Origin of the sequence: Nonomuraea muscovyensis, assembly GCF_014207745.1 — a bacterium.
In the GTDB taxonomy this organism is placed as follows: domain Bacteria; phylum Actinomycetota; class Actinomycetes; order Streptosporangiales; family Streptosporangiaceae; genus Nonomuraea; species Nonomuraea muscovyensis.
In genome coordinates, this window is the sequence record NZ_JACHJB010000002.1 from 2,393,605 (window position 1) to 2,410,339 (window position 16,735).

Annotated in this window: 18 protein-coding genes; 7 read left to right on the forward strand and 11 right to left on the reverse strand. The window is 74.0% G+C overall.

Annotation, left to right across the window (positions count from 1 at the left end):
• Positions 1 to 88: 88 nt before the first annotated feature.
• The 6 genes from FHU36_RS27840 to FHU36_RS27865 form a co-directional block, all read right to left on the reverse strand.
• A complete protein-coding gene (locus FHU36_RS27840) occupies positions 89 to 850 on the reverse strand; it encodes an SGNH/GDSL hydrolase family protein (protein WP_185086750.1) in 762 nt (253 codons plus the stop codon).
• 55 nt (positions 851 to 905) lie between these two features.
• Complete coding sequence (aroB, locus tag FHU36_RS27845) at positions 906 to 1,985, reverse strand: 3-dehydroquinate synthase (protein WP_185086751.1); 1,080 nt, start codon at positions 1,983 to 1,985, stop codon at positions 906 to 908.
• A gap of 49 nt (positions 1,986 to 2,034) precedes the next feature.
• A complete protein-coding gene (locus tag FHU36_RS27850; RefSeq protein WP_312891967.1) occupies positions 2,035 to 2,547 on the reverse strand; it encodes a shikimate kinase in 513 nt (170 codons plus the stop codon).
• Positions 2,547 to 3,728: a chorismate synthase gene (gene aroC, locus FHU36_RS27855; RefSeq protein ID WP_185086752.1), complete on the reverse strand. Its 1,182-nt coding sequence runs from the start codon at positions 3,726 to 3,728 to the stop codon at positions 2,547 to 2,549. Before aroC ends, FHU36_RS27850 begins: the two co-directional genes overlap by 1 nt.
• A 59-nt stretch (positions 3,729 to 3,787) precedes the next feature.
• Complete coding sequence (locus FHU36_RS27860; RefSeq protein WP_185086753.1) at positions 3,788 to 4,423, reverse strand: prepilin peptidase; 636 nt, start codon at positions 4,421 to 4,423, stop codon at positions 3,788 to 3,790.
• Between the two features lie 90 nt (positions 4,424 to 4,513).
• Positions 4,514 to 5,044, reverse strand: a complete 531-nt coding sequence (locus FHU36_RS27865; protein WP_185086754.1) for an SseB family protein — start codon at positions 5,042 to 5,044, stop codon at positions 4,514 to 4,516.
• A 276-nt stretch (positions 5,045 to 5,320) separates the two neighbouring features.
• On the opposite strand from FHU36_RS27865, the gene FHU36_RS27870 reads away from it, so the two are divergent.
• Positions 5,321 to 6,031 carry a B3/B4 domain-containing protein gene (locus tag FHU36_RS27870; protein WP_185086755.1) on the forward strand — a complete coding sequence of 237 codons (711 nt, stop codon included), beginning with the start codon at positions 5,321 to 5,323 and terminating at the stop codon, positions 6,029 to 6,031.
• A 76-nt stretch (positions 6,032 to 6,107) separates the two neighbouring features.
• Here the strand turns inward: FHU36_RS27870 and bar are convergent, their stop codons facing one another.
• Positions 6,108 to 7,202 (reverse strand): barbiturase, encoded by a 1,095-nt coding sequence (gene bar / locus FHU36_RS27875; protein ID WP_185086756.1) that lies wholly within the window; start codon positions 7,200 to 7,202, stop codon positions 6,108 to 6,110.
• Between the two features lie 249 nt (positions 7,203 to 7,451).
• On the opposite strand from bar, the gene FHU36_RS27880 reads away from it, so the two are divergent.
• On the forward strand, positions 7,452 to 8,216 hold the full coding sequence (locus FHU36_RS27880) for an alpha/beta fold hydrolase (protein WP_246502916.1): 765 nt from the start codon (positions 7,452 to 7,454) through the stop codon (positions 8,214 to 8,216).
• Here FHU36_RS27880 and FHU36_RS27885 read toward each other — a convergent pair.
• On the reverse strand, positions 8,209 to 8,748 hold the full coding sequence (locus tag FHU36_RS27885; protein ID WP_185086758.1) for a TetR/AcrR family transcriptional regulator: 540 nt from the start codon (positions 8,746 to 8,748) through the stop codon (positions 8,209 to 8,211). The genes FHU36_RS27880 and FHU36_RS27885 overlap by 8 nt on opposite strands.
• 127 nt (positions 8,749 to 8,875) lie before the next feature.
• On the opposite strand from FHU36_RS27885, the gene FHU36_RS27890 reads away from it, so the two are divergent.
• Positions 8,876 to 9,985 (forward strand): FUSC family protein, encoded by a 1,110-nt coding sequence (locus tag FHU36_RS27890; RefSeq protein ID WP_185086759.1) that lies wholly within the window; start codon positions 8,876 to 8,878, stop codon positions 9,983 to 9,985.
• A 1-nt stretch (position 9,986) separates the two neighbouring features.
• On the opposite strand, the gene FHU36_RS27895 is transcribed toward FHU36_RS27890, so the two are convergent.
• Positions 9,987 to 11,153, reverse strand: a complete 1,167-nt coding sequence (locus FHU36_RS27895) for a pyridoxal phosphate-dependent aminotransferase (RefSeq protein WP_185086760.1) — start codon at positions 11,151 to 11,153, stop codon at positions 9,987 to 9,989.
• Positions 11,154 to 11,231: 78 nt separating this feature from the next.
• Here FHU36_RS27895 and FHU36_RS46540 point away from each other — a divergent pair, with 78 nt between their 5' ends.
• From FHU36_RS46540 to FHU36_RS27915, 4 genes are all read left to right on the forward strand, one after another.
• On the forward strand, positions 11,232 to 12,185 hold the full coding sequence (locus FHU36_RS46540) for a DUF418 domain-containing protein (RefSeq protein ID WP_185086761.1): 954 nt from the start codon (positions 11,232 to 11,234) through the stop codon (positions 12,183 to 12,185).
• A complete protein-coding gene (locus FHU36_RS27905) occupies positions 12,145 to 12,942 on the forward strand; it encodes a carbon-nitrogen hydrolase family protein (RefSeq protein ID WP_185086762.1) in 798 nt (265 codons plus the stop codon). The genes FHU36_RS46540 and FHU36_RS27905 overlap by 41 nt, the downstream gene beginning before the upstream one ends.
• 133 nt (positions 12,943 to 13,075) lie before the next feature.
• The gene (locus FHU36_RS27910; RefSeq protein ID WP_312891868.1) at positions 13,076 to 13,522 is read left to right on the forward strand and encodes a hypothetical protein; all 447 of its coding nucleotides are present in this window, start codon (positions 13,076 to 13,078) and stop codon (positions 13,520 to 13,522) included.
• Positions 13,519 to 13,914, forward strand: a complete 396-nt coding sequence (locus tag FHU36_RS27915; RefSeq protein WP_185086763.1) for a UCP033725 family protein — start codon at positions 13,519 to 13,521, stop codon at positions 13,912 to 13,914. Before FHU36_RS27910 ends, FHU36_RS27915 begins: the two co-directional genes overlap by 4 nt.
• 88 nt (positions 13,915 to 14,002) lie before the next feature.
• On the opposite strand, the gene FHU36_RS27920 is transcribed toward FHU36_RS27915, so the two are convergent.
• Positions 14,003 to 15,496 (reverse strand): carboxyl transferase domain-containing protein, encoded by a 1,494-nt coding sequence (locus FHU36_RS27920; RefSeq protein ID WP_185086764.1) that lies wholly within the window; start codon positions 15,494 to 15,496, stop codon positions 14,003 to 14,005.
• 73 nt (positions 15,497 to 15,569) lie between these two features.
• On the reverse strand, positions 15,570 to 16,733 hold the full coding sequence (locus FHU36_RS27925) for a CaiB/BaiF CoA transferase family protein (RefSeq protein WP_185086765.1): 1,164 nt from the start codon (positions 16,731 to 16,733) through the stop codon (positions 15,570 to 15,572).
• Positions 16,734 to 16,735: the final 2 nt, after the last annotated feature.

Below are 16,735 nucleotides of genomic sequence, written 5' to 3' on the forward strand. Positions count from 1 at the left end.
GGACACGCGAACGCCGGAGTGTGCCACCGTGCTCGTCGCCGGGCCGGTGGCGCGGGCCGCGTCGAGGGTCTCGGCTAGGCCGGAGCGCTCAGGAGGTCCAGGGGGCGAGATCGGGGCGCTTGGGGTCGAGGCCGTCGCCGGAGGAGGTGCCGCGCAGGCGGCGGGCCACCCAGGGCACCAGGTGCTCGCGGAGCCACTGGGTGTCCTCGCGGCGCCTGGCACGCGGGTCGACCACGCGCTGCGGCCACTCCTCGCGCCAGTCGTCGAACGGCACCCCCAGCACGTCGAGGACGCGGGCGGCGACGAGGCGGTGGCCGTCCTCGTTCATGTGCAGCCGGTCGTCGCTCCAGGCGCGCCAGTCGCGCAGCGGCTGCATCGACCACAGGTCGATCAGGTGGCAGCCGTACAGGTCGGCGATCGAGCGGATGTGCAGGTAGTAGATGGCGAAGCGGCCGCGCAGCCGGCGCATGAGCGGGGTGTCACGCGGGTCGACGCCGGTGAACAGCAGCACGTCGGCCCCGCAGGCGCGCACCTCGCGCACGGCCCGGGCGAGCGTCTTGGCCATCACGTCGGGGTCGCTGCCGGGCCGGAGCAGGTCGTTGCCGCCGGCGCAGAGGCTCACCAGGTCGGGCGCCATCTGGACGGCGAGCGGCACCTGCTCGGTGACGATCTGGTCGAGCAGCCTGCCGCGCACGGCCAGGTTGGCGTAGCGGAACGCGGGCTCGTCGGCCGCCAGACGCTCGGCCACCCGGTCTGCCCAGCCGCGGTAGTGGTCGCCCTCGCCGGGGTCGTTCAGGCCTTCGGTGAAGCTGTCGCCGAGGGCCACGAAGGAACGGTGGTGACGGGTCATGAGCCGCCTCTCCTGTCCGCGTGACGGGTGCTCGCCGGCCGGGGCGGGGCGGGGGTCATCGGGAGATCTCCCGGTAGGCCGCCTCCAGCAGCTCCTCGGCGGGGTCTTCGAGACGGCTCGGCCGGGCGACGCCGTCGAGGACGACGAAACGCTGCTTGGCCCCGCGGTTCTTCTTGTCGAGCCGCATGTGGTCGCGCAGCCGGGGCCAGGCGTCGGCGTGGTAGGTGGTGGGCAGGCCGACCGAGGTGAGGATCGCCCGGGTGCGCTGGACCAGGTCGGCGCCGACGCGCCCGTCGAGGCGGGACAGCTCGGCGGCGTAGACCATGCCGATGGCGACGGCCTCGCCGTGGCGCATCTGGTAGTGCTCGGCGCGTTCGATGGCGTGGGCGAGCGTGTGGCCGTAGTTGAGGATCTCGCGCAGCCCCGCCTCGCGCAGGTCGGCGCCGACGACGTCGGCCTTGACGCGGATTTTGCGCTCGATGAGCTCGCGGGAGTGCGGGCCGTCGGGCCGGGTGGCGGCGTCGGGGTCGGCCTCGACGAGCGCGAGGATCTCCGGGTCGGCGATGAAGCCGCCCTTGATGACCTCGGCGAGCCCGGCGACGTAGTCGGCGCGCGGCAGGGTGGGCAGCGTGGCCAGCTCGCACAGCACTCCGGCCGGCGGCAGGAACGTGCCGACGAGGTTCTTGCCCTCGGGCGTGTCGATGCCGTTCTTGCCGCCGACCGCGGCGTCGACCATGGCGAGCAGCGTGGTGGGCACGAGCACCACCTGGACGCCGCGCAGCCACGTGGCCGCCACGAACCCCGCCAGGTCGGTGGTGGCCCCGCCGCCGACGCCGACCACGGCGTCGGACCGGGTGACCCCGTAACGGCCGAACGCCGACCACAGCTGGGCGGCCACCTCGACCGTCTTGGCCTGCTCCCCGTCGGGCACCGGCAGCGCCACCACGTCGTGGCCGGCGTCGGACAGCGCCTCGCACACCGGCCGGGACATCTCGGGCAGGCTCGCCGGGTGGATCACGGCGACCGTGCGGACGCCCGGCTTGAGCAGTCCGGGCAGCTCGCCGAGCACGCCCGTGCCGACGACTACGTCGTAGGGGTTGTCGCCCCGGACGGTGATCCTGGTCGCGGTCGTCATGGTGTGCGTCTCCTCCGTCGTCGCGCCGGTGCCCCTGCGGTCGGCACCGTCATGCCGGCAGCCCTTTCACGATCTCGTCGGCCAGCTCGGCGGGCTCGCGGTCGTCGGTGACCACCGTGAGGACCGCCAGCCGCTCGTAGACGGGGCGGCGCTCCTCCATGAGCTGCTTGAGCCGGCTGCGCGGGTTGAGCACCAGGAGCGGGCGGGCCGAGGCGAGGCCGACCCGCTGCACGGCGGCGGCCAGGCCGACCTGCAGGTAGACCACGCGGTGGCCGGCGAGCAGCGCCTGCGTCTCCTCGTGGAGCACCGCGCCGCCGCCGAGGGACAGCACGCCGTCGTGCTCGGCCAGCGCCGCCCGCACGGCCTGCCGCTCCAGCTCGCGGAAGTGGGCCTCGCCCTCGTCGACGAAGATGTCGGCGACGGGTTTGCCGGCGACGGCCTCCACGTCGGCGTCGGTGTCGCGGAAGCCGACGCCGAGCCGCTCGGCCAGCAGCCGGCCGAGGGTCGTCTTGCCGGATCCGGGCGGGCCGATGAGCACGACCCTGGGCAGCGCGTCGCCGATCACTTGATCACCATGGAGGAGAGGTAGCCGGACAGGTTGCGGGCGACTTCCTCGACCGAGTCGCCGCCGAACTTCTCCAGCGCCGCGTCGGCCAGCACCAGCGCGACCATCGCCTCGGCGACGATGCCGGCGGCGGGGACGGCGCAGACGTCGGAGCGCTCGTGGTGGGCCTTGGCGGCCTCGCCGGTCTTGACGTCGATCGTGGCGAGGGCCCGCGGCACGGTCGAGATGGGCTTCATGGCGGCACTGACCCGCAGGATCTCGCCGTTGGTCATCCCGCCCTCGACGCCGCCCGCGCGGTTGGTCATGCGGCGCACGCCGTCGCCTGCGGTGTACTCGATCTCGTCGTGCGCGCGCGAGCCGGGCCGGCGGGCGGTCTCGAACCCGTCGCCGACGGCCACGCCCTTGATGGCCTGGATGCCCATCAGGGCCCCGGCCAGGCGGGAGTCGAGACGGCGATCCCAGTGGGTGTAGCTGCCCAGGCCGGGCGGCAGGCCGAAGGCGAGCACCTCGACGACGCCGCCGAGCGTGTCGCCGTCCTTGTGCGCCCTGTCGATGACCTCGACCATGGCGGCGCTGCCCTCGGGGTCGGCGCACCTGACCGGGTCGGCGTCGATGCGACCCAGGTCGCCGGGGCCGGGCAGGGCGTCGGTGGGCGTGCGGGCCTCGCCGATGGAGACCACGTGGCTGACGACGTCGACACCGAGCGCCTGCTTGAGGAAGCGCCTGGCCACCTCGCCGAGCGCCACCCGGGCGGCGGTCTCGCGGGCGCTGGCGCGGTCGAGGACCTGGCGGGCGTCGTCGAAGCCGTACTTCTGCATGCCGGCCAGGTCGGCGTGGCCGGGCCGGGGCCGCGAGCGCGGGGCGTTGCGGGCCAGCCCCTCCAGCTCGGCGGCGTCGACCGGGTCGGCGGCCATGACCTTCTCCCACTTCGGCCACTCGGTGTTGCCGATGCGGATGGCGACCGGGCTGCCCATGGTGCGGCCGTGGCGGACGCCGCCCACGATCGTCACCTCGTCCTGCTCGAACTTCATCCGGGCGCCGCGGCCGTAGCCGAGGCGGCGGCGGCGCAGGGCCTCGTCGATGGCGGCCGTGGTCACCTCGACCCCGGCCGGCAGGCCTTCCATGATGGCAACGAGCTCCGGGCCGTGAGACTCTCCGGCGGTCAACCAGCGCAACATGCATACAAGTCTTCCACGTGCCGCCCAGTGGGAGGGCCGGACGTTCACCAGCCGAGACGTCAGCGCCCGGAACACAGCGCGACGAGCGCGCCGAGCAGCATGAAGGGGCCGAGGGGGAACTCGGTGTCGCGGCTCGCCCGGCCGGTGGCCAGCAGCGCCACGGCGTACAGGGCGCCGCAGAGCTGACCGGCCACGGCGGCGAGGACCCACGCGGGCCAGCCGAGCGAGGCGGCGGCCATGCCGATCAGCCCGGCCAGCTTGACGTCGCCCAGCCCCATGGCGGCGGGCCTGGCGAACCACAGCACGCCGTAGACGGCGGCCAGCGCCGCCGCGCCCAGCAGCGCGCGCGGCAGCTCTCCCGTGGGCAGCAGGCTGAGGGCCAGCAGCGGGTACGACGGGAGCGTGATCACGTCGGGCAGCCGGCCGGTGCGCCAGTCGATGAGCGCCAGGGCCGTGCCGGCGAGCGCGAAGAAGACGTACGGCGGGCCGGCCCGCCAGGCGACCAGGGCGGCCACGGCCGCGGTGGCCAGTTCGACGACCGGCGGCCAGGCGGGGACGGGCACGGTGCGCAGGGTGCGGGCGAGGGCGGCCCGCGCCTCGGCGCGGGTGTCGCCGGGGTCCTCCCGGAAGGCGCCGGCCAGGGTCCTGACGTAGGGGCCGGCGAGGAGGCCGAGCAGCGCCACCAGTGCTACCACGGGGCGACCCTAGTGCGGCGGCGGGCCGGCCGCGGGAGTTCGGCCGTTGCGGGCCTCCTCAACAGGGGGTTCGGGCCCGCCGGGAGAGGGTCAGCGCCGGCGGGAGAACCAGCGCCGTCTGCGTACCGGCTCGACGCGGGCCACGGTGACGCCGGGCAGCGTGGCGAGCGTGCCCGACTCGGCGGCGGCCAGCGCCCGCAGCACCTCCCCCTCGATCACGAAGGAGACCGGCCCGGCCACGTCGATGACGACGGCGGCGGCCTCCTCGCCGACGGCGGCCCGGCAGACCTGCAGCGTGCCCGCCTGGATGGGCCGGGCGTCGGGCCGCCACAGGGTCAGCGCCTGGGTGCTGGTGAACGCGAGCACCGCCTGCCTGCCGTCCTTGCCGACGAGCTTGGGCAGCGCCATCTCGCTCTCCTTCTCCTGCCGCAGCCCGTGCTCCCCCACCTCGGACGAGGTGAGCAGCGCGACCACGGGCACCAGGAGCCGGGCGCCGGTCAGGGCGCCCAGGACCTCGGCGGGACCGGCCATGCCGTCCTGGTAGGCGGCGAGCGCGGCGGCCACGGCGGGAGCGGCGCTGCCGTCGTCGTCGGGGTCGAGAGGCTGTGGGATCGTCGGCACAGGCCCGAGACTACCTTCGGCCGGCCCCGGTCCCGCATCGGGCGGCTGACGGCGCGCCACCCGAGGGTGTACAGTCGCCAACCATCCTTTGACTACTTACCGGATCTTCGCCTGAGAAGGGGCTGTCGTCCTCGTGGCGTACGGGGTCTTCGCCGCGGCGGTGCGGCGGCGCGCCGTCTCCGGGCCGCGGGTGCTGAACTGGAGGCGCCGGACGTCGGCGGGCGCTTGCGCGGATCGCCGACGGCCCGTGATCCGTGATCCGAGAGAGGTGAGCTGATGTACGTGCGGCACGCGAGCGAGATCTGGCGCGACTTCCCGGAACTGGTCCCCGGCGTGCTGTCCGCCGGCGGGATCACGGCGGAGGTGCGCGGGGACGCCGTGGCGACCGTGGAGGCCTTCGTGGCCGAGCACGAGCGGGCGGCCCGGGCGCGCCTGGCGGCCTCGCCCGAGGGCGAGCTGCCGGAGGTGCGGGCCTGGCGGCGGGCGTTCTCGCGGATGGGGCTCAAGCCCACGCAGTACCGGTGCGCCTCGGAGTCGCTGCTGCGGCGGCTGCGCAAGGAGGGGTCGCTGCCGCGTATCCATCCGCTGATCGACGTGTGCAACGCGCTGTCGGTCGCGTACGCGATCCCGGTGGCCGTCTTCGACGTCTCCGCCGTCACGGACGGGCTGGAGGTGCGGTACGCGGGCGGGGACGAGACGTACCTGACGTTCTCCGGGGAGACGGAGCACCCCGCGCCCGGCGAGGTGATCTTCGCCGACGGGGCCGGGCGGGCGCACGCGCGGCGCTGGACCAACCGGCAGAGCGGCCTGTCCGCCGTCCGCGACAGCACGGGCGACGTGCTGGTCGTCGCGGAGGCGCTGCACGAGTCGGCGCCCGCCGACGTCGGCAAGCTCATGGCGGCCCTCGCCGGCGTGCTGGACGACCTCTGGCAGGCCCGCCCCGAGCACACGGTCCTGACCGCCTCCGCCCCGCGCTTCGACAGCTGAGCACCCACCGCGCGGGCGCGGTGTCGCGGTCACGGCCGGACGCGGTGCGGTGCGCCGTCCCGGACGGCCGCGCGGGTCAGGGGGCGGAGATGGCCGCCACCGGGCCGCCGCCCGAGGGTCCCTGGTGAACGGCGGCGACCGACACGAACACGGCCGGGTCGCCCGTGACCGAGGCCGCCACGCCGCCCACCGCGGCCTTGATCTGCCGGTGCCAGTGGACGTCGGAGTCGTCCAGCATGATGTTGCGCCTGCCCCGTACCCGGCCCGAGGGGTCGGCCTCGCACTTCATGAAGACGTTCACCAGGCGATCGCCCAGGTCGGACGGGTGGGGGCGGTCGGGCAGGTCGAGGCCCGAGTCGCGGATGGCCTCCCAGATGCCGTCGGCGTCCAGGGCGTCCTTCATGACGCTGTGGCCGATCCGGTAGCGGCCGCCGATGCCCCGGACGTTGCCGACGAGCACGATCTGCGCCCGGTCGAGCTCCACCCCGGACGAGCACGAGGCCACCGACGAGTAGAGGGACAGGTCCTTGTGGATCCGGTCGGCGCCCGGCATCTCGATCTCGCCCAGGGCGACGGCGATGCCGAGGGCCGTGGTGGAGTTCGACAGGTCCATCGAGGGGCCCGTCTCCTCGATCGCGGTGTCCTTGCCCCGGCTCTTGGCGTCGGTGATGGTGGCCAGGGTGAGCAGCGGGGTCTTGGTCTGGACGTAGTGGACGTCGCGCGGGTCGTCGATGCCGGCGATCTTCATGGCCTCGCGGACGCCTGCCGCGACCTTCTCCACCATGGCGGGCCGGCCGATGTCCTCCGGCAGGATCACCTCGCTCATCGCGACGCCGACGGACACGCGCGGCTCGTCCGACGGCTCGGCCGTGGCGGGGTCCAGGCTCGCGAAGACGGTGGCGTGCGGGCTGAGGACGCCGTCGGTGCCGCCCGACCAGACCAGCGGCACGCTGTCGGGGGCGGGGTGGCCCTTCCTGGCCAGCACCTCGCGGAAGGCCCGGTCGGCCAGGATGCGCGTGTAGTCGTTCACGCCGCCGTTGCCCTCGGTCTTGCCGACGACCGCCAGGACGCGGTGCGCCTCGATCACCCCGTCGTCGATGAGCCGTTCCAGTCCGGAGGCGTCGGTCACGCTCTCGATCGGCACCTTGCGCACTTCAATCGGATCCGGCATCGCTCGCCCTTTCTGCACCTGTACGTCCACCCCTGCGGCGTCATGTCGCGAGGTCCGGCGGGATACCCCACCACGTGCCCGGCACGCGGCCACTCCACGCGGGCCACCGCGCGAAGGACGCGCAAAGACCCGGGAAGAGCGCCGCAGAACCACGACGCTACTCACGTCCGGTGTCCGCTTTCATGGGCAATGTCTGCCCAACGACGCGCCCGCCGCCTGTGAGACGCGGGCGGGTAGGGTGCGGACGTGATGCGCACGGCGATCGTCAACGGGATCAGGATCACCTTTCGCGAGGAGGGGGATCCGGCGGCTCCCCCGATGGTGCTGGTGCACGGCCGCACCGCCGACCACAACGACTGGAACGGCATCACCCAGCACTTCGCCGCCCGCCACCACGTGATCGTCCCGGACCTGCGCGGCCACGGCGCCAGCGCGCATCCGGGCGACTACCCGCTGCCGGAGCTGGCCGAGGACATCGCCGCCCTGCTCGACCATCTCGGCATCGCGCGGGCCACGGTGGTGGGCCACTCCCTGGGCGGCGTGGTCGCCTACGTGCTGGCCGTCCGCCGTCCGGACCGCGTCGAGCGGCTGGTGCTGGAGGACGCGCCGCCGCCGTACCCGCTGGAGGGACGCCCGCCCGTGGTGGAGGACGGCTCGACCGGCTTCGACTGGCGGATGGTGCACGAGACCGAACGGCAGCTCGTCCGGCCGGACCCGGCCTGGGCCGAGGCGCTGCGGCGGCTGGCCGTGCCGGCGCTGGTGCTGTCGGGCGGGCCGGCGAGCCCGTTCCGGTCCGAACGGCTGGCCGAGCTGATCCCCGGCGCCCGGCTGGTCACGATCGGCGTCGGCCACCTCATCCACGTCGGCGACCGCAAGGCGTTCCTGCGCGCGGTCGACGACTTCCTGGCGGCCACCGGCACCGGCACCGTCACAGGCACCGGCACCCGCACCGGGCCGGACGCACCCGCCGCGGACGGGCCCGGCGCCGGCGCGCCCCGCGCGGACGTCAGCTGAGGCAGGCGCGGAACACCGCGGTCAGCCGGTCGACGACCTCTCGCCGCGCGACCGGCGTCCCCGGGCCGAACAGGTGCCGGAACCGGCCGCTGCCGAGGATCACCACCGTCGCGATCGACGCCCGCAGCTCGGCGTCCTCCCCCGGCAGCCGTCGCGCCAGCGGCTCCAGGATCGCGCTCCTGACCCGCTCCCTGGCCAGTTCGCGCACCTCGGTGCTGGGCGCGGACCGGTCGAGGGTGGCCAGGACGCGGCTGTCCTCCTCGGCGGCCAGCCGGTCGGCGACGTACTCGGCCAGCGTCACGGCGAGGTCGTCACCCTCGTCGAGGACGCCGGGGAAGCGCCCCTGCTGCGCCAGCACCTCGGCGAACAGCTCACGCTTGGAACCGAAATAGCGGTTGATGAGGGCGATGTTCGCGTTCGCCTCGGCGCCGAGCATCCGCATCGTCACCTCGTCGTAGCCGTGCTCCGCGAACAACCGGCACGCCGTGTCGAGGATGCGCCGCCTGGTGCCCTCCCGGCTCCTTGTCTCCACGCACACGACAATAAGGTCAGGAGGGGGTACGGCCGGCCGGCGAGCGGACCGCCCCACCGCTTTCGGCGGGCAGATCCCGGATGCGCGGTGTGACCGTAATGTCACCTAGATCGGTAAGAGTGGAGGGGTGAGGACGAGGCTCGGCGAGCACGTACGGGAGCGGCTGGCGGCGTTCGCGGTGGTCGCGCCGTCGATCGCCCAGGCCGCCGTGGGCGCGGGCCTCGCCTGGACCGTCGCGGTGAACCTGCTCGGTCACCCGCACCCGTTCTTCGCCCCCATCGCGGTGCTGATCGGCCTCGGCGTGGGTCTCGGGCAGCGGCTGCGCCGGGTGGCCGAGCTGGTGGTCGGCGTCAGCCTCGGCGTCGGCGTCGGCGACCTGCTGGTGGCCTGGATCGGGTCCGGCCCGTGGCAGATCGCGCTCGTCGTGGCCCTGGCCATGACCACGGCCGTGCTCCTGGACGGCGGCGCGCTGTTCGTGGGGCAGGCCGGGTCGTCGGCGGTGCTCGTCGCCGCGCTGCTGCCCGGCGACGGCTCCGGCGGGCTCGACCGGATGCTCGACGCGCTCACCGGCGGAGTCATCGCCATCGCGGCCGTGGCGCTGCTGCCCGCCAGCCCGTTCTTCCTCGCCGCCCGGCACGCCTCCACGGTGCTCGACGCGCTCTCCACGGTGCTCGAACGGGCCGCGCAGGCCATCGAGACGCGCGATGCCGACCTGGCCGCCGAGGCGCTGGAGGAGGCGCGCGGCACACAGGGCGCCATCGAGGAGTTCCAGCAGGCGCTGGCCACCGGCAAGGAGATCGCCACCATCTCGCCCCTGCACTGGCACCGCCGCGGCCGGCTGGCCCTCTACCAACGGGCCGCCGAGCCGATGGACCACGCGCTGCGCAACGCGCGGGTGCTGGCCCGCCGCACGCTGGCGGCGCTGGGCGAGGCCGACCCGCCGTCCGCCTCGCTCGCCGACTCGCTGCGCGAGGTGTCGGAGGCCGCGCTGCTGCTGCAGCTCGAACTGGCCGCGGGCCGCGAGCCCGAACTGGCCCGGCAGGCGCTCACCGCCGTCGCGGCACGGCAGCGGCCCGAACGGCTCGGTTTCTCGGCCGACGTGATCGTGGCGCAGCTTCGCTCCATCGTGGTGGACCTGCTGCTGGCCACGGGCGCCGCCCCCGAGGAGGCGGGAGCCGCCCTCGCCCCGCTCGACTCCCCCACCCGCGACCGCAGGCGGCCGGAGCAGGCCGGATGAGCTAGGCGGACAGCCGCTTCAGCCGGGCCACGGCCTCGTCGATGACCTCGTCCTTCTTGCAGAACGCGAACCTGACGAAGTGGCTGCCCCGCTCGGCGTGGCTGTAGAACACCTGCGTCGGGATGGCCACCACCCCCGCCAGCTCCGGCAGCCGGCGGGTCAGCTCCAGCCCGTCGGTGAAGCCGAGCGGCCGGATGTCGGTCTGCACGAAGTAGGTGCCGGCCGGCCGCAGGACGTCGAACCCGGCCGCCGCCAGCCCCTCCATCAGCCGGTCACGCTTGTCCTGCAGCTCCGCCCGCAGCCGGGCGACCCAGCCCAGCTCGTGGCGCAGGCCGTGGGCGACGGCGAGCTGCCAGGGCGCGCCCGAGGTGAACGTCGTGAACTGCTTGACCGTGGCCACCGCGCCGACCAGCTCCGCAGGCGCGCACACCCAGCCGGTCTTCCAGCCGGTGACGGAGAACGTCTTGCCCGCCGAGGAGATCCCGACCGTGCGCTCGCGCATGCCGGGCAGCGTGGCCAGCGGGACGTGCTCCGTCCCGTCGAACGTCAGGTGCTCGTACACCTCGTCGGTGATCGCGATCAGCTCGCGCTCGCGGCACAGCTCCGCGATGACCCCCAGCTCCTCGCGGGTGAAGACCGTGCCCGTCGGGTTGTGCGGCGAGTTGACCAGGATCGCCCGGGTCCGCGGCGTCACAGCCGCCCGCAGCTCGTCCGGGTCGAACGTGAACCGCCCCGCCACCGGCCGCAACGTCACCGCCACCAGCTTGGCCTGGGCCAGCGCGATCGAGGCGGCGTAGGAGTCGTAGTACGGCTCGAACGCGATCACCTCGTCACCCGGCTCGCACAGCGCCAGCACACTGGTCGCGATCGCCTCGGTGGCGCCCACCGTCACCAGGACCTCGCCGTCGGGCGCGTAGTCGAGCCCGTAGTGGGCCCGGCGGTGCTCGGAGACGGCCTGGCGCAGCTCCGGGACGCCGGGGCCCGGCGGATACTGGTTGGCGCCCGCCCGGATGGCCCGCACCGCCTCGTCGAGCATCGCCCGCGGCCCGTCGGTGTCGGGGAAGCCCTGGCCGAGATTGATGGCACCGGTGCGGACGGCCAGCGCGCTCATCTCCGCGAAGATCGTGGTGCCGAACACGCGCATGCGCGCCACAAGTGCATCGTTCACGAGCCCCAGACTATTAGGCTCGTCCCCTGTTGACCCGGCCGCCCGCCGGGGACGTTTCGCCGTAGGGTGGTTCGCCTGGTGGCCCAGACACGCATTCACGAACTGGACGCCCTCCGCGGTTTCGCGGTGGGCGGCATCATGCTGGTCAACACCTGGCAGCACGCGGTGAACGGAGTGCCGGCCGACGCGCGCAACAGCCTCGACTGGACGATGCAGGCGGTGTTCCAGGGCCGGTTCTACCCGATCTTCTCGCTGCTCTTCGGGATCAGCTTCGTGCTGTTCCTGGACCGGGCGGGCCGGTGGCGCCTGCTCCCACGGCTGTTCTGGCTGTTCTGGATCGGCATCGTGCAGCACTCCTTCTACGAGGGCGAGGTGCTGACCGACTACGCCTTCTACGGTCTGCTGGTGCTGCTGCCCGCCTCGTTCCTGTCGAGCGGGCCACCCGTCCTGCTCCTGGGGCTGGCGGTGCTCGGCTGGGCACTGGGACAGGCGAACTCCGCGCTGCTCATCATTCCCGGCCTGTTCCTGATCGGCATGGCCCTGATGCAGATGCGGCCGTCCCCGCGGCTGCTGTGGCCGGGCTTCGCCGTGAGCGCGGTGGCCACCGCGGTGCTCACCGCCGCCTGGGAGATGACGGACGCCGGCCTCCTCTACCGCCTCGCCGCGCTCACCGGAGCCGCCGCGCTCACCACCGGGATGCTGCTCCTGCTGCGCTCCCGCTGGTCACGGCCGATCTCGGCGGTGCTGGAGCCGCTCGGCAAGATGGCGCTGACCAACTACGTCACCGGCACGGTCGTCATCACCCTCACCGGGGCGCTCCTGCACGCCGACCCCACCCGCCTTTCCGCCCTCGCCATCGCGGCCGTCACCCTGGCGGCGCAGGCCGAGGCCGGCCGGTGGTGGCTGGCCCGATACCGGTACGGCCCGCTGGAGTGGGTCTGGCGGTGCCTGACCTGGTTCAGGCCGGTGCCCAACCGGCTAGAGTCGGGCCGTGACCACCATCGCCCTCTGCCAGATCGCGGTCTCTCCTGACCCGGCGGCCAACCTCCAGCGGGTCCGCGAGGCGCTCGCCAAGGCCGCGGACGCCGACCTGGCGATCTTCCCCGAGGCGACGCTCACCCGCTACGGCCGCCGCATCGCCGACCTGGCCGAGCCGCTGGACGGGCCGTTCCTGTCCGGCGTGGCCGAGGCCGCCCGCGAGCACGGCACGGCGGTGATCGCCGGAGTGTTCGAGCCCGGTGACCGGCCCGGCCGCGTGCACAACACCGCCGTGGCCCTCGACGCCTCCGGCGAGCTGCGGGCGGCGTACCACAAGATCCACCTGTTCGACTCGTTCGGCGCGAAGGAGTCGGAGCTCGTCGCGCCCGGCTCCGAGCCCGTCGTGGTGGAGCTGGCCGGGCTGCGCGTCGGCCTGGTGACCTGCTACGACGTCCGCTTCCCCGAGCTGACCCGGGCCCTGGTCGACCAGGGGGCCGAGCTGTTCGCGGTGATCGCCGCATGGGGCTCCGGGCCGCTCAAGGAGGACCACTGGGTCACCCTGGTGCGGGCCCGCGCGCTGGAGAACACCATGTGGACCGCCGCCGTCGGCCAGGCGCCCAACCCGGCCGAGTCCTCCGACGGGTTCGGCGTCGGCCGCAGCATGCTGGTCGACCCCCTCGGCGTGGTCCGCGCCGACCTCGGCACCGCCCCGGGCGTGCAGGTCGTCGAGCTCGACCCCGAGGCGACAGCCGCGGCCCGGGCCACCCTGCCCTGCCTCGAACATCGCGTACTCGGGGTCAACAGATCTTGACGTCTCCCCGCCATGGGGGTGCTCTTCGTGGCCGGATGCCGGCGGACCGCGGACCGGCGGACCACCCCCTGGCCGCAGCCACCCGCGTCCTGACGGCCCGGGCGTTCTCCGGACCTTCGGTAAAGTGGGAGCCGTGAGCAGAACGCAGATGCAGAAAGTGGTCCCGCCGCGTCTGCTCGTGCCCTATCTCTCGGGCAAACGCACGGTCATCTCCGGTTACGTCTACCGGGTGCAGGACTGCGAGCGTCTGACCACACCCCGCGACCTCTACTTCGGGCTCGACCTGTCGTTCGACGGCTCGGAGCTGACGGCCGACGTGCCGGAGCTCTACGTCATGCGCTGGCACGCCCGCGACGTCGACACCTACGTGGTGCCGTACGGGCCGCACATGGGCGGCGACTGGAGCGACGTGGCGCCGTTCGCCGGCAACGGGTTCACCAGCTCCGCCCAGCACGCGGTGCCGCAGTTCCACACCGTCCCCACGCCCATCCCCGCGGGAGCCGAGATCGTGCACGTCACCGACGCGGGCGAACGACCGTTCGCCGCCTACGACGGGCTCACCTGGCGGCAGGCCGCATGAGCACCGACCTCACCCCCGTGGCCTCCGGCTTCGTCGCCCGCTTCGGCGAACGCACCCTGCCCGCCGCCCTCGGCCCCGACGGCGACCAGGTGGTGCTGTTCAGCGAGGAGGAGCTCGACGGGTTCGAGCAGGCGTCCGGCTACTGGCGGCGCACGGTGCGCCGCGCCGAGCTGGAGTCGCTGGTGCTGGTCCGCACCGTCGGCGCGTTCGGCGGCGAGCCGTGCGTCGTGCTCGACGAGGACGAGGACGGCCTGCACATCGCCTATCTCGGCCACAGCGGCATGAAGGCCGAGGCACTCGGCTACTGGATGGTCGACCACGGCGCCTACGAGGTCGTCGTGCCGCGCGAGGAGGTCGTCTCCATCCGCGTCGAACGCGTCCCCGTCCCCTGACGGGCCCCGGCTCGGGCGAAGGCTCTCGGGCCGAAGACTCCCAGGACGGGAGGCCCTCAGGACGGGACGCTCCCAGGACGGGACGCTCTCAGGACGGGAGGCCGAGGTTGCGGAAGCGAGCCCGGCGCGCGGCCAGGCGGGTGTCGCGGTCCTGCGCGAGCAGCCCGACGATCTCGTACTCCAGCGCCCGCCCGACCCGCTCGCAGAACGCCCGGTGCTCGTAGGCGGCGTCGGGCACCTCCGGCACGATCCGGTCGACCACCCCGGACCGCCTCAGGTCGGTGGCGCGCACCCGCTGCGCCTGGGCGATCTCCGGCGCGAAGTCGGTGGACCGGTAGAGGATCGCCGAGGCGCCCTCCGGCGGCAGCGGCGACAGCCAGGCGTGCTGGGCGCACAGCACCCGGTCGGCCGGCAGCAGCGCCAGCGCCGCGCCCCCGGCGCCCTCCCCCAGCAGCAGGCAGACGGTCGGCGCCGGCAGCGTCACCAGGTCGGCCAGGCAACGGGCGATCTCGCCCGCCAGCCCGCCCTCCTCGGCCGCCTTGGACAGCGCCGCGCCCGCCGTGTCGATCACCGTGACGAGCGGCAGCCCCAGCTCGGCTGCCAGCCGCATGCCGCGCCGGGCCACCCGCAGCCCCGCCGGGCCCAGCGGCGAGCTGGACCGCTGCCGGTGCCGGTCCTGCCCCAGCACCACCGCCGGAGCGTCGCCGAACCTGGCCAGAGCCAGCAGCAGCCCCGGCTCGTTCTCGCCCACGCCGGTGCCGTTCAGCGGGGTGACATCGGTGGCGGCCAGCTTGAGCAGGCTGCGCACCCCCGGCCGGTCGTCCCGCCGCGAGCGGGTGATCGCCTCCCACGCCTCGACCGGCCGCAGGTCCTCCTCGGGCGCCGCCCCCCGCACCAGGCCGGCCGTGTCGGCGCTCAGCACCGACAGGGCCCGGATCGCCACGTCCCGCGCGTCGGCGGCCGACACGACCGCGTCGATCAGGCCGTGCCGGTAGAGATTCTCCGCCACCTGCACCCCCTCGGGGAACGGGTAACCGTGCAGCGACTCGAACACCCGGGGTCCCAGGAACCCGATGAGCGCCCCCGGCTCGGCGGCCGTGACGTGCCCGAGCGACCCCCACGACGCGAGCACCCCGCCGGTCGTGGGATGGCGCAGGTACACCACGTGCGGCAGGCCCGCCGCGCGGTGCTCCTGCACCGCCGCGGTGATCTTCACCATCTGCACGAACGCCGTCGCGCCCTCCTGCATGCGGGTGCCGCCGGAGGCGGGCGCGGCCAGCAGCGGCAGCCGCTCGCGGGCCGCCCGTTCGACCGCCAGGGTGATCCGCTCGGCCGCCGCCACCCCGATCGACCCGGCCATGAACGAGAACTCGCTGGCGACCACCGCGACCCTGCGCCCGTCGAGCAGCCCCTCGCCGGTGACGACCGCCTCGTCGTAGCCCGACTTGGCCCGGGCCACCGCCAGCTCCTCGGCGTAGGAGGAACCGGGCACCGCCGGGTCGGCGGGCGGCGCGTCCCACGACGTCCACGACCCCCTGTCGAGGACCGTGTCGATCAGTGTGCGCGCGTCCGGTCGGCTCACCAGGGCTCCTTACTGTCAAGCGGTGCTGCAATGTTGACGCACGAACGCACCGGCCGGTGCCATGAAATGCCGATCATCTCTCCCGCTCTTCGAGCCAGGCGAGCACCGCGTCGCCGTCCTGGCCCAGTGCCGGTGGGGCGGTGTGCTCGACCACGGCCGCCCCGTCGAAGCGCAGCGGCGGGCCCGGCAGCTCGATCCGGCCCAGCACCGGATGGTCCACCTCCACCACGAGCCCCTGCGAGCGCGTCTGCTCCCAGGAGTAGACCTCGTCCAGCGAGCGGATCGCCCCCGCCGGCACTCCGGCCTCGCCCAGCCGCGCCAGCCAGTGGGCGCGGTCGTGGGCGGCCAGCGCCTTCTCCATGTCGGCGATCAGCTCGTCGCGGTGGGCGAACCGGTCGCGGTTGGTCGCGTACTTCGGGGTACCGGGGTCGAGGCCGAGCAGCGCGGCGACCTTGCGCCACTGGCCCTCGTTGGCCACGGCGATCTGCAGCATGCCGTCGGCGCAGCGGAACGCCCCGTAGGGGGCGATCGAGGCGTGGTGGTTGCCGTTGGCCCCGGGCACGTGGCCGGCCACGGTCCAGGCGGTGCCGTGGTAGGAGTGCACGCCGGTCACCGCGGCCAGCAGCGAGGTGCGCACCACCCGGCCCGTGCCCGTGCGCTCGCGCTCGTAGAGGGCGGCGGCGACGCCGTACGCGCCGTGGATGCCGGCGAGCAGGTCGGCGATCGAGGCGCCCACCCGGTACGGCTCGTCGCGGGAGGGGCCGGTCAGCGACATCAGGCCGGCCTCGCCCTGGGCGATCTGGTCGTAGCCGGGCCGGCCGCCCTCGGGGCCGTCGTGACCGAACCCGGTGATCGACAGGATGACCAGGCGGGGGTTGAGCTCGTGCAGGCGCTCGACGGGGAAGCCGAGCCGGTCGAGGACACCGGTGCGGAAGTTCTCGATCAGCACGTCGCTCTGCCGGACCAGGCGCTCGACGAGCCGCCTGCCCTCGGAGGACTTGAGGTCGACAGCGATGGACTGCTTGTTGCGATTGGCCGCCAGAAAATAGGTGGATATATCGTGATCCGGCCCGACGAAGGGCGGCCCCCACCCGCGAGATTCGTCCCCCTTGTCCGGATGCTCCACCTTGATCACCCGCGCCCCGAGATCACCCAGCATCTGCGCCGCGTGAGGGCCGGCGAGGGCCCGGGACAGGTCCAGCACGACGATGTCACCGAGAGGTCCGGGCACGGTCATCC